Origin of the sequence: Petrotoga mexicana DSM 14811 (genome assembly GCF_002895565.1) — a bacterium.
In the GTDB taxonomy this organism is placed as follows: domain Bacteria; phylum Thermotogota; class Thermotogae; order Petrotogales; family Petrotogaceae; genus Petrotoga; species Petrotoga mexicana.
Window position 1 is genome coordinate 42,572 of sequence record NZ_AZRN01000021.1, and the last position, 12,883, is coordinate 55,454.

Sequence of the window (12,883 nt, forward strand, 5' to 3'; positions counted from 1 at the left end):
CGGAGGTACCAATTTGATGAAAAAAGCATCCTTGTCTTCTTTAAAAGAAAATAATGCAGCACTTATTTTTCAATCATTAAGGATTAATGGCCCTATGACAAGGGCCAAAATTGCAAGAGAAACACGACTCATGCCTTCGACTGTGAGTTATATAACGAACCTTTTAATACATAAAAAGGTCTTGAAAGAAGTTGGAAGTGAGGATGTTTCTCGCGTTGGGAAAAAGGGTATTCTACTTGATATAAACTACGATAATTTCTTGTTTATTGGATATGATGTGGGTTCTGCATACTCAAGGGTTATTGTCTCAAGCGGGAAGGGCGACATCTTATATTCCAAAAGATTCGCCTCAGAGAAAAACGACAAATTGTTGAAGCAGATTTATGAAAATATAAAAATTGTTAAAAACAAATTCGACATAATCGGTATAGGGATGGCTTTTCCTGGTTATATAGACCCAGAAAGTGGTGTGGTTATAAGATCTCACAATATTGATATATCGAACTTTGAGGTTAAAAAGGTGATGAAAAAAGAGTTCAATCTGCCAGCTTACGTGGATCATAACACAATAATGATGGCACGGAACTTAATTTCTAACAATTCCCACAAAGAGAAAGATTTTTGTGTAATCAACATTGGTCCAGGTATAGGAGTAGGGATAGTAAGTAACGGAAAGATATTGAGGGGATATAAGAACGCTGCGGGAGAGTTAGGCCATGTTACGGTTAACCCCGAAGGAAGAAGGTGTAACTGCGGTAAAAATGGTTGTTTGGAAACAGAAAGCTCCAGTAAGGCGATTGTTAGAAATTACGAAGAAATATCCGGGAAAAAATTAGAGTGTGAAAGAAGTTGTGAATCAAAATTGGTGTATGAATTAGCCAAAAAAGGTGATGAAAATGCGATAAAAGCGTTTGAAAGAGCAGGAAAATATTTAGGAATTGGCATTGCTACTTTAGTCAATATTTTAAATCCAGAAAAGGTCTATATAGCAGGTGGAGTGTCAAATGGGTGGGAATTTCTCAAAGACTCCATTGAACAAAGTTACAACCAGCATATATTTTACGCAAATAAAGATGTAACTATTGAAGTTTCTTCGATAGGAGAATATATAACAGCTTGCGGGGCTGCGACTTATGCCTTCGAAAAATATGTAAGGGAAGAAATAATACCATGAGGAGGAAAATTTAAATGTTTACAATTTTACCGAAGAAAGGGATTTCTCTGGGTCTTGGAGATAGAATAGGGATTGCAACCACGGGCCATATAAAAGTTGCAAAAAAATACAACTTCTTTCCTGTTTTCGCACAACAAAGTATTAGGGAGTTAAATTTTACAGGAAGAACGTTTACTGATGTAAGAAAAGACGTACTAAACGCGCTTATTGAAGAAAATTATGTTGGAAACAGTGGATTTGATGGAGATCATTTGAAAAGTGACGAGGAGATTCAATATGCTTTAGATTCGGGAATTACAATGTTGACTTTGGATTGCTCAGAGCATATGAATAAAGATTCTTCTATAAAAGACCAAATATTTGAACAATTTTATAACAAAAGCTTTTTTGTAAACGATATGCCCATAGAATATTCAGATAAAAACGAATTGAATGAAATTGTTTCAATTTATGCCAGCGTTATCGAAAGAGTTATAGATGTATGGAACAAATTTCCAAAGGTAAATAAAAAAGAAGTATCTTTTGAAGTTTCAGTTGACGAGACAGATGTTCCAACAGATGAAAAAACACACTTTTTGATCTCTAAATATATCAACGATGAAGGAGTAAAAATAGATACACTAGCCCCGCGCTTCCCTGGGGAGTTTCAAAAAGGTATTGACTATATAGGAAATGTACAAGAGTTTAAAAAGTCTCTTATCAAACAAGAGAAAATAGCCAAATACTTTGGATATAGGCTTTCCATTCATTCTGGTAGCGATAAATTCTCCATTTATCCTATAATAGGTGAAGTTACTCAAGGAAATTACCACCTAAAAACATCTGGAACCAGCTTCCTTGAAGCTATTAAGGTTGTAGCTCAGAAAGATCCAGAATTCTTCAAAAAAATCTGGCAAACATGTCTTGATAAAAGAGAAGAGATGGATAAATATTACCATCTTTCCTGTAACCCATTCTCTGTTCCAAAAGATTTATCCCCAACAGAGTACCTCAAAAATCCAGATGCAAGGCAAACACTGCATGTTTCATATATGTTCGTTTTGAACCCACAATACGATTTCAGAGAAAAGTTCTTTGAGATCCTTACAAAATACCAAAATGAATACCATGAAAACGTTGCAAACCATATAGAAAAACATGTAAAAGAACTTAAAATTGAAGAAACAATTCATAAACAGAAAAAATAAGAAAACAGGAGCATTTATTAGCTAATCTTAAATAATTGCTAATAATTGCTCCTCAATGCTTATAATCGGATTTGACAATTAGGTATTCTTTTATTATAATTTTTTTGGTTTAAAAATAAGAAAGTCGCTTTCTTATTATGAAAACAAATATTCTCATTATAGAATGCAAAGTTATCGATTTTTTTACATACTTAAAGGTTTTAGAAGAAAGTTAAAATGAGTGTTCTGATACTTTTACAGATATTCTAAATTTAATCAGAGGAAAAATTAAAAATGAAAAGTTTTTTGGTGATTTTATTATGATTTGCGTTTCATCTTCATCTAAAGTCATAAATGCAGTAGATACACAGGATGATTGGAATAGGGCTTCAGAAATTATTCAATCAGTACAAAGACCAAAAATTTCTGAAAAAAAATTTGTTATCACAGATTTTCGTGCAGCAAATGATGGTGTTGCTGATGCTCGCTCTGCTATTATAAAAGCAATTGATGCAGCAAGTGATAATGGAGGTGGACGTGTAGTTATACCAGCAGGGGAGTGGTATTGTAAAGGTCCCATTCATTTAAAAAGTAATATTGAGTTGCATGTAGCTGAAGGTGCACATCTTTTATTTAGTCCATATGCAAAAGATTATTTACCTGTTGTACTTACTAAATATGAAGGAACTAGATTATATAACTATTCTCCATTAATTTATGCAAGAAATGTTCATGATGTAGCAATTACAGGTAAAGGTGTAATAGACGGAAATAAGGATAGTGAATTTTTATGTTTTTTAGATAAACATAATTCAGACGTTGCGTTTTTGCGTCAAATGGGATCTGAAGGGGTACCTGTAGAAGAACGTATTTTCGGTGAAGGTCATTTTCTTAGACCATGTATGATTCAATTTTATGATGCAGAACGTGTTTTGCTAAAAGATTATACAGTAGTGAATTCTCCCTTTTGGGTTAATCACTTAAATTACACTAATCATGCATTTGTCAGTGGGATTAATGTAGATACCCATAACGCAAATAACGATGGAATTGATATTGAATCAAGCTCATATGTTATTGTGGAAAAATCAAAGTTCCAAACAGGAGATGATTCAGTAGTTGTTAAGTCAGGGCGTGATTATGATGGCCGACAGGTTGGAATACCTAGTAAAAATATTGTAGTTTATCAAAATGATATGGGCGGCGAAGATGGGGTTGCACTTGGTAGTGAAATGTCTGGTGGTATTCGTAATGTATTCTTTACTGATAATATTTTAAGAAATGGAACTTCAGCATTCAGGTTCAAGTCTAATCTTGATCGTGGAGGTGTGGTTGAAAACATTCGAGTCCGCAATATGGAAATTGATACATTTGAACGTCTTTTCTGGTTTCAAATGAACTATCCAGGTGAATTAGGCGGATACTATCCAAGTATTTATAAGAATATTGTATTTGAGAATATTACTGTAAAAAATGTAGAAACGGTATTTGAGTCACATGCACCAAAGGGGTTCCCTCTGCAGGATGTTGTACTGAAAAATATCATAATCAAGAATGTAGAAAGTGATAATCCAATTATTTTAGAGAACGCTAAGAATATTTGTTTTGAAAATGTAAAGCTCAATGATCAGTATATAAACGCTACTATTGATTGGTATTAATGGAGTATTTCTACATTTAAAATTTAAAAAACTTTCTAGCTCTTTTAAATAAGAATAACGCAGTGAAAAACAAATTTGAGATATGAAACAGAAAGTACTTTCTTTTTAGAATAAATAATAATAGCTAGGGTTTAATAATCAGTGAAAAGAACTAATCTCATTATAAACAGTAAAGTTGTCGGTTTTCTTAAATACTAGAAAGTATTAAAAAATGGTTAAAAAATGAGTGTTTTATAGGATTTCTATAGATAGTAAAAATATATTAAGTAAGGAGAAAAGTGTATGAATAAAGTTTATTTTGCAGTAGTAGGAATTAGAAACTTTGCAGCAGAACATATCAAGTTTATAAAACAATTAGAAAATGAGGGAGAAATCAAATTAGCAGGAATAGTGGTAGAAGATCGAAGGAAAAATTTTGACCTTGAGAAAAAATTTAAAAAAGAAGGAGTAGAGATTTTCTACTCGTATGATGACCTTCTAAAAAACGCTCGAGATTTTGTAGATGTAATCACACTACCGACTGCCATTCATACTCATAGCGAAATGGCAATAAAAGCTATGAAATACGGATATAATGTTTTATTAGAGAAACCTCCAGCTGCTACCGTTCAAGAAGTAGATAAAATTATAGAAGCAGAGAAAGAAACGGGAAAGTTTTGTTCGATAGGTTTTCATATGATTCATTCGAGATCTATCAGAAAGTTGAAAGAAATTATTTTGCAAGGAAAATTAGGGCAAATTAAAGAAATCAGTTGTAAAGCTATATGGCCAAGATATCGTTCATATTATACCAGAAATGAATGGGCCGGTAAAAGTATATACAACGGACATATTATATTAGATGGACCTATAAATAACGCTTTAGCCCATTACTTAAACAATATGCTTTACTTAATAGGTCCTAGTATGAACGAATCAATCGATCTTGAAACTGTGAGGGCAGAATTATATAGAGCTCACACTTACATTGAAACAGAAGATACTTCATGTATAGAAGCTAAAGCAATTAATGGTACAAAGATACATTTCTATGTAACTCATGCTTCAAATAAAAAATTAGATCCCTATATGGTAATCGAAGGAACAAAAGGGAAAGCCTATTGGGATTTTTCTGAAAAAACAACAATACTTTTAAATAATGGGGAAAAAATAGAGTTTGATAATGAAGGAATAGACCCTCATTTAGAAGTCTTTAGAATTGTAGCTAAAAAGCATTTGGGTGTTATAGATGAATTATATTCCACACCAAAAAATTCACGACCATTTGTAGTAGCTGTAAATGGTGCCTACGACTCGGCTGAAAAAATTGTTCCTATACCAAAAAATTTCATAAAAGAATATGAAGAAGAAAATGAATATAAAACTGTTTTAAATAATATTGATGAAATAATAGATGAAGCCTTTGAAAAGAAAGTCCTTTTTTCAGATATAGGAATCACATGGGCTCGTGCAACAAAAGAAATAAAAGTCAAAGAATATAAGTCTTTCAACCCATTTTTGAAAAAAGATGCTTAGGGGGTCTTTAATATGAAGTTATGCTTTGTAGGTTCAAGTGGCCATTATCATTATGTTGTAACACCCTTAAGACTTTATCATAATCTGAACATAAATGTTGTTGGAATTGCTCCTGGTTCCAATGGAGAAAACATAGACAAATTACGTAAAGAAATAGAAGACTTAGGATATAAACCAAAAATATATGAAGATTACAAGAAAATGTTCGATGAAACTAACCCAGATATAGCCATCATTAACTGCTTTTTTGGCGATTTAGCTAAAGTTTCAATTGAAGCTTTAAACAGAAAGATTCATGTTTTTACAGAAAAACCTGTAGCCACAAACTTTGAAGATCTTGATTTATTAAAGGAAGCTTACTTAAAAAGTCAATGTTCTTTCACAGCTATGTTCGGTATAAGGTACAAACCATGGTTTTTAACAGCTTATAATTATTTAAAAAAAGGTGTTGTAGGAGAAATAAGACTTCTCAATGCTCAAAAATCTTATAAACTTGGTCAAAGAGAGCCATTTTATAAACAAAGAAAAACTTATGGAGGCACTATTCCATGGGTTGGAAGTCACGGGATTGATTGGATCCGGTGGGTTACAGGAGTAAATTTTATTTCTGTATATGCAGCTCATTCGAAAAAATATAATAATAACTATGGGGATTTAGAGACAAGTGCATTATGCCAGTTTGAACTTGAAAATGAAATTTTTGCTTCATTATCAATAGATTACTACAGACCTAACAATGCTCCTACACATGATGACGATAGATTAAGAGTTGTTGGCACAAAAGGAATAATAGAAATAATGCATAATAAAGTATATTTAATCGATAATGAAGTGCCTGGGATTCGTGAACTACCGTTAGAAGAAGAAAAAAGCATATTTCTAGATTTTTTAAGCGAAATAGAGAAAAAAGGAAAGTGTATGGTCACCGCTGAAGATTCTTTTGAAGTGACAAGGATATGTTTAAAAGCCCTTCAATCTGCCGACGAAGAAAAAATTATATTTTTATGATTTGAAAATCAAAATAAATATTATAGCTTCTTGTTGATACTTTAGAAAATGGGAAGTGGTTTTATGAGGAGTTAGAGGGTACGATAAAATGTCTCGCTTTTCAAAAAATTAATAAAAACTAGTCTCTAACACTGAATAAAATTCATTATGAGAAGTGAGGCAATCGAAAAATCTATTTTTTTAGAAGTGTGGGCTGATAAGCGCTTTGGATTTTTTAAAGACGCTAAATTAGAAATAAAGGGAGGTTGAGAATGATGAAAAAAGTATTATTACTAGTTTTACTGTGTTTGTCAGTAATTTCTTTTGCAGGTGAAGTTATTATTGAAGGCAACACACAACTCATGCAACTAGGCAGAGAAGTGCTTGCTGAAAATGATGGTTGGGGAGCCTTTGGCAACGGAACAACTGGAGGTTCTAGTGCGATAAAAGATAACATTTATCTTGTAAAGACAAAAGAAGAATTAATACAAGCTCTAGGAGGAAATAATAAAGAAAATCGATACAACGATATCCCTAAGATAATCTTTATCGAAGGTACAATCCAAGTCAGCGAACCTTACGAAAAATATAAGGATCCCAAATTTGATTTTGACAAATATCTAGAAGAATATTCACCTGAAAATTGGGGGAAGAAGGAAGTTACTGGACCATTAGAAGAAGCCAGAGCAAGATCTCAAAAAAATCAAGCAGAAGATATTATAATTTACGTTGGTTCAAATACTACTATAATAGGTGTCGGGGACAATGCTAAAATAGTTGGAGCAGCTTTACAAGTTAAAGGAGTTAATAATGTAATTATTAGAAATATTACGTTTGAAAGCCCTATCGATTATTTTCCCGCATGGGACCCCACCGATGGTGAATTTGGAGAATGGAACTCAGAATATGATTGCTTAACAATAGAAAATTCTAAAAATGTGTGGGTGGATCATTGTACATTCAGTGATGGTGAATATTTAGACATTGAATTACCTGTATATTTTGGAAGACTATTTCAACAACATGATGGATTGTTAGACATAAAAAATGAAGCTGATTTAATAACAATTTCTTATAATATTTTCTATAACCACGATAAAACTATGCTTATTGGTTCTAGCGATAGCCGTACACAAGATAGAGGACATTTGAGAGTCACTCTTCATCATAATCTATTTGAAAACGTTACACAACGATTACCAAGGGTACGATTCGGCCAAGTTCATGTATACAACAATTACTACAAAATCAATCCTCATTCCCCGTACCATTTTGACTATGCTTGGGGAGTTGGAGTTGAATCCCAAATACATGCTCAAAATAATTACTTCGATATACCATGGAGTGTAAACGTGTCAAACATAATAAAAAGATGGAAAGGAAACAATATATATGAGGAGGGTAATGTGGTTTTGTATCCTTCCAGTGAACCATTTTATACAAATATCTTGAAAGCTCATAATGATGTTAATGTCGATGATACATTAGTCTGTTCAGTTAATTGGGAACCCGTATTAGTTAGGAGAATTGATCCAACAATGTCTGTTCCTGCAATCGTTATGAACGAAGCAGGAGCAGGAAAATTATAAAAGCTTTTTTCTAAACCTACATAGTTGAGGTAAACGATTTAAGAAAGGACGATAAAACGCAACAGGTTTAAAAAACGAAAAAACGAATAAATTTGATGATCTAAGCTTTTTGGAAATTGGCCGTGCAAGTTTAAACCATCTATAGCAAAGGCGAAAAGAATTCATTTTTACGAATTATTGGGATCTTGTTTGAAAAAAATAATAAAAAATATCTTAAATAAAGTTCAGAACGTGAGAGGCGGCTTGAATGTGTGTTTAGGAGTTTCTAAAGATGACATAACATTTTACTGAGAGGAGGTGAGTATTTAATATCGGAGCTAAGCTATTGAAAAATTGTTCAAATACGTTTTTTAGAATTTCTAAAAACACTATGTATATAAATAAAAGGAGGTCAAGGATGATGAAAAAAGGATTAATGTTAATAGTAATGTTGTTTCTGTTGTTCGCTGAGTATGTTTCTGCTGTAGAACTCACGATGTACGTAACTGATGAAAGCAAAGGAAGAGTCTTCAGAGAGGTTGTTAAGGTGTACCAACAAGAACATCCAGATGTAGAAATAGAAGTTGTGGCTTTTCCATATGCCAATTACATGCAAAAGATGTCTCTCGTTTTCTTGGGTGGAAATCCACCAGACCTTTTAGAAACTACTGCAACTTATTTACCCCAAATGGCACCATATTTAAGAGACTTAGGACCAGATATTGAGAAAAATTTAGGGTTATCTCCTCAAGAATACAAAGACTCCACGTATGATGTCGTAAAAGTTTACCTTGGAGAAGGTGAAGTTGTTCATGCAGTACCTACGGCTTTTACCACATATTCACTGTGGGTAAATAAGAGTATGTTTGAAAAAGCTGGTATTGAATATCCACCATATGGAAGAGAAGAACCCTGGACTTGGGAAGAATTCAAAGAAATTTTAAAAAAAGTAAAAGAAGTAAACCAAATTCCTTATGCAATGTCTATAGAATATTCTGCTGACAAATTCTTTAGTTACCTTGCTTTGTGGAACATCAAGATAGTTGATGAAGAGGGAAACTTTGTTATGGATCAATACGAACATGCAGAAAAAGCTATAGATGAGTATGTTAATTTATTCAAAGAAGGATTAGTTCCCCCGGCAGAATGGCTTTCAGGACAATCTCATACTAATGATTTCTTTGGAGGAATAACAGCAGCTGATTGGGCAGGTAGTTGGATGGCAAGGGAGTCCTTTAATGCTGGAAAACAAAATGAAGTATCCCCAGCGTATCTTCCACTTATCGGAGATTGGTTTGGAGTTTCTGGTGGCGGATTCTTGGCAACTCCAAAAACAGGTGATGTCGAAAAGGAAAAGGCGGCAACTGAATTTGTAATGTGGATGGCAAATAAAGATGAAGGGTACACAGAATACCTTAAAAGAAGTAGAGATTTAAGTGCTTATAAAGGTCATATAATTGATTATGGTGAACCACTTTTACAAGAATGGGCAGAAGTACATCTAGTTCTTGCGGAAAGAGCACCTGCATGGACCACAGAAGTTAGGGCGAATGCTGTATGGAGCAGATTAACCGATACAATTAGAAAAGATATTTCTTTAGGCATCACTGGTCAAATGACTGCGGAAGAAATGATTGAACATTGGAAAACTGAAGCTGAAAGAGTAAAAGTACAGTGAATATTAACTTTATTTTAATCTTCCGGCTATTTAGTAGGGCCTGTTTTTTAACAGGCCTGCTTTTTTAAAACATTAATATGTATTTAACTTTGATGAGTTTGTCAGTGAGGTGATTTTGTGAAAAAAATAGATATAGTAAAAAATAGGTTTGTCTTTATTATTCCCTCTTTTGTTTTTCATTTTTTATTTTACTTATTACCAATCATTTTAATGATAATTTTAGCCTTTTTCTCGTGGGATCTTTTAAACTCTCCATCCTTTGTAGGATTAGAAAATTTCAAAGACTTAATGGAAGACAAGTGGTTTTGGAATTCAATTGTTGTGACTTTGAAGTATACTTTTTTTACTCTTCCTATAGTTTTTATAACTTCACTAATTTTAGGACTTTTACTTCAAGAAGAAAATAGTTTTTCGAAAATTATGAGAGTTTTCTTTTACTGGCCTTATATGATCCCTATGGTAGCAGGAGGGACTATGTGGAAATGGCTCCTCAGTAAAGATTTCGGTTTAGTTAATCATATTTTAAAACAACTAGGATTCAATCCAATTAATTGGTTAGATAATCCAACTTTAGCTTTGTTTAGTGTAGTAATCGTACAAACTTGGGTACTTAGCGGATTCATGATGATGTTATACATAGTGGGCTTACAAGCACTCCCGGAAGAATTTTATGAAGCCGCATCAATTGACGGAGCTTCAAACTTCCAAAAATTTTGGTTTATTACCATGCCTCTATTAAGAAACACTCATATTTCAGTTATAACTCTAACGATTGCTAATTGTTTTAGGAATTTTACTATTGTTTATATTATGACGACGGGTGGTCCAGGCTATGCAACTACTGTTGCTCCTTTATATATATACCAAAAAGCTTTTACAGACTTTAGAATAGGTTATGCTTCTGCTGGATCAATAGTTATTCTTTTAATTAGCTTGGTTATTGCCTATGTTGTTAGAAAAGTTCAAGAAAGAGATTTAGAGGGGGGTAAAATATGAGAAAAGCAATAGTAATCATTCTAGCAATTTTATTCATGATACCAGTATTTTGGACTGTTTCATCTTCTTTAAAAAGTATGAACGAAATATACAGGTATCCTCCAACTATTTTTCCTCAAGAAATTTCCCTTGAAGGGTATAAAAATGTGATCAATGAAAGCCAGTTCCCAAGATATGTAGCTAATACTCTATTTGTAGCTATTGTATCTACAGTTATTACTGTTTTTATTTCTGTTTCTTTAGGATATGGTTTAGCTAAAGGAACGTTTAAATATAAAAATTTCTTTCGGGAAATAGTTACAATAACCCTTTTTATCACTGCCCAAGTGATAATGGTCCCTTTATTTGTGGTTATACAACAACTTGGATTGATCGACTCTTTATGGGGTTTAATTATTCCTGCAGTTTTTACCCCAACGGCATCTTTTACTGCTTATCAATACATGAGAGATCTACCTAATGAATTTCTTGAAAGTGCTCAAGTTGATGGTGCAAATGAATGGCAGATATTTTTTAAAATTGTTCTACCCATGTCAAGACCATTAATGGCAGCAATTTCGATCTTTTCTTTTACATGGAGATGGAATGATTTCGTTCTTCCTTTGATAGTAATTAATTCTGGTGATAAATTTACTGTACAATTAGCTTTATCAGCTTTACAAGGTCAATATGGAATTCCCTGGAATGAAATTTTAGCATTTTCGGTTCTTGCTATAATTCCAACATTAATAATCTTCTTATTGTTCCAAAATTTATTTATGAAAGGTTTATCAGCTGGTGGTTTGAAGTACTAAAAAATGTACCTTGAGGGGGTTTTGTGAAATTGATAAATACATACTCTAATATAGACGAATTAAAAGAAGTCATAAGGGAAAGGAATTTAGATATCCCTTTTTCTGATAACCTAGAAATACTTAAGGAAAATTTAGAATTAAATGGAAAAGTGATACCTAATAAATTAGCAATACATCCTTTGGAGGGATGTGACTCTGAATTAAATGGAGCTCCGAGTAAGTTAACAGAAAGAAGATATCTTAGATATGCAAGAGGTAAAGCTGGTTTAATATGGCTTGAAGCAACAGCAGTGAGTAAAGAAGCAAGAGCAAACGACAAACAATTGTTTCTAAATCATGAAACAGTCAATGAATTTGTTGGTTTAGTAAAAAAAATAAAAGAAGAATCTTTGAAAAGTGGAAATCAGGTCCCTTACTTAGTCCTACAACTGGCTCATTCCGGACGTTTCGGGGAAAATAAAATTATTGCAATTCACGACGAAAAATTAGATGAACTCTCCAATGTAAATTATAATACCCCTGTCATAACTGATGATGAACTAAAGGAGCTGGAAAATTTTTATGTAGAAGCCTCAAAACTAGCTAAGAAAGCGGGATTTGATGCCATAGATATAAAAAGCTGTCACAAATACTTACTATCTGAAATTCTTGGAGCCCGTACCCGAAAAGGTATATTCGGGGGTAAATATGAAAATAGAACCCGATTCATTAAAGAAGTAGTAGATTCAATAAATAAAGAAGTAGGAATAGATATAGCTGTAAGATTAAATATTTCTGATTTTTTGCATTACCCCATAAGTTGGGGAACAAATAAAAAAGGTGAAGTAGATCTATCTGAACCCCTGAAATTAATTGAAGAATTAAGAGAAAAAGGGGTAAAACTAATAAACGTAACCGCTGGAAGCCCATATATAAATCCACATATTAATAGACCAGCGGATGGTGAAGAAAAAAAATATACGCCACCTGAACATCCATTAATTGGAGTAGAAAGATTGATAAAATTCTCAAAAAATGTGCAAGAAAAATTTAGAGATATTATTGTGGTTGGTACAGGATTAAGCTGGTTTAGACATTTTGTACCTTTTGTCGCCGCAGGAATGGTTGAAAAAGGGTACTGTAAAATAGTTGGATTAGGAAGAATGGCTTTTGCTTACCCAGATTTCGCAAAAGATATAATTGAAAATAAAAAGATGGAAGAAAATAAATCCTGTATAACGTGCAATAGATGCGCTGAATTAAAAGCTCATCAAGAAATAACTGGTTGTGTAATAAGAGATAAAGATGTTTATTTAAAGCCATACATGAAAATCCTGAGAAAAAGTAAATCAAAGAGGTGATTTA

At 32.9% G+C, this 12,883-nt stretch carries 10 protein-coding genes; all 10 read left to right on the forward strand.

Going from position 1 to position 12,883, the window contains the following annotated elements; genetic code table 11:
• Positions 1-16: 16 nt before the first annotated feature.
• The 10 genes from X927_RS05405 (at position 17) to X927_RS05450 (ending at position 12,879) form a co-directional block, all read left to right on the forward strand.
• Positions 17-1,174 carry an ROK family transcriptional regulator gene (locus X927_RS05405; RefSeq protein ID WP_103077080.1) on the forward strand — a complete coding sequence of 386 codons (1,158 nt, stop codon included), beginning with the start codon at positions 17-19 and terminating at the stop codon, positions 1,172-1,174.
• Positions 1,175-1,188: 14 nt separating this feature from the next.
• The gene (locus X927_RS05410; RefSeq protein WP_103077081.1) at positions 1,189-2,361 is read left to right on the forward strand and encodes a tagaturonate epimerase family protein; all 1,173 of its coding nucleotides are present in this window, start codon (positions 1,189-1,191) and stop codon (positions 2,359-2,361) included.
• A gap of 299 nt (positions 2,362-2,660) precedes the next feature.
• Positions 2,661-4,001 carry a glycoside hydrolase family 28 protein gene (locus X927_RS05415; protein ID WP_103077082.1) on the forward strand — a complete coding sequence of 447 codons (1,341 nt, stop codon included), beginning with the start codon at positions 2,661-2,663 and terminating at the stop codon, positions 3,999-4,001.
• A 282-nt stretch (positions 4,002-4,283) separates the two neighbouring features.
• Positions 4,284-5,516: a Gfo/Idh/MocA family protein gene (locus X927_RS05420; protein WP_103077083.1), complete on the forward strand. Its 1,233-nt coding sequence runs from the start codon at positions 4,284-4,286 to the stop codon at positions 5,514-5,516.
• A gap of 12 nt (positions 5,517-5,528) precedes the next feature.
• Complete coding sequence (locus tag X927_RS05425) at positions 5,529-6,524, forward strand: Gfo/Idh/MocA family protein (protein ID WP_103077084.1); 996 nt, start codon at positions 5,529-5,531, stop codon at positions 6,522-6,524.
• Positions 6,525-6,778: 254 nt separating this feature from the next.
• Complete coding sequence (locus X927_RS05430; protein ID WP_103077085.1) at positions 6,779-8,092, forward strand: pectate lyase family protein; 1,314 nt, start codon at positions 6,779-6,781, stop codon at positions 8,090-8,092.
• A 400-nt stretch (positions 8,093-8,492) separates the two neighbouring features.
• Positions 8,493-9,749, forward strand: a complete 1,257-nt coding sequence (locus X927_RS05435; protein ID WP_169925151.1) for an ABC transporter substrate-binding protein — start codon at positions 8,493-8,495, stop codon at positions 9,747-9,749.
• A 117-nt stretch (positions 9,750-9,866) separates the two neighbouring features.
• Positions 9,867-10,745 carry a carbohydrate ABC transporter permease gene (locus X927_RS05440; protein ID WP_211287823.1) on the forward strand — a complete coding sequence of 293 codons (879 nt, stop codon included), beginning with the start codon at positions 9,867-9,869 and terminating at the stop codon, positions 10,743-10,745.
• Positions 10,742-11,539 carry a carbohydrate ABC transporter permease gene (locus X927_RS05445; protein ID WP_103077087.1) on the forward strand — a complete coding sequence of 266 codons (798 nt, stop codon included), beginning with the start codon at positions 10,742-10,744 and terminating at the stop codon, positions 11,537-11,539. Before X927_RS05440 ends, X927_RS05445 begins: the two co-directional genes overlap by 4 nt.
• Before the next feature lie 23 nt (positions 11,540-11,562).
• On the forward strand, positions 11,563-12,879 hold the full coding sequence (locus tag X927_RS05450) for an oxidoreductase (protein ID WP_425440366.1): 1,317 nt from the start codon (positions 11,563-11,565) through the stop codon (positions 12,877-12,879).
• Positions 12,880-12,883 lie beyond the last annotated feature (4 nt).

What these genes read in the sequence shown, in the direction of transcription:
- X927_RS05405 (WP_103077080.1), top strand. Translation starts at nt 17, where the DNA reads ATGAAAAAAGCATCCTTGTCTTCTTTAAAAGAAAATAATGCAGCACTT.
- X927_RS05410 (WP_103077081.1), top strand. Translation starts at nt 1,189, where the DNA reads ATGTTTACAATTTTACCGAAGAAAGGGATTTCTCTGGGTCTTGGAGAT.
- X927_RS05415 (WP_103077082.1), top strand. Translation starts at nt 2,661, where the DNA reads ATGATTTGCGTTTCATCTTCATCTAAAGTCATAAATGCAGTAGATACA.
- X927_RS05420 (WP_103077083.1), top strand. Translation starts at nt 4,284, where the DNA reads ATGAATAAAGTTTATTTTGCAGTAGTAGGAATTAGAAACTTTGCAGCA.
- X927_RS05425 (WP_103077084.1), top strand. Translation starts at nt 5,529, where the DNA reads ATGAAGTTATGCTTTGTAGGTTCAAGTGGCCATTATCATTATGTTGTA.
- X927_RS05430 (WP_103077085.1), top strand. Translation starts at nt 6,779, where the DNA reads ATGAAAAAAGTATTATTACTAGTTTTACTGTGTTTGTCAGTAATTTCT.
- X927_RS05435 (WP_169925151.1), top strand. Translation starts at nt 8,493, where the DNA reads ATGAAAAAAGGATTAATGTTAATAGTAATGTTGTTTCTGTTGTTCGCT.
- X927_RS05445 (WP_103077087.1), top strand. Translation starts at nt 10,742, where the DNA reads ATGAGAAAAGCAATAGTAATCATTCTAGCAATTTTATTCATGATACCA.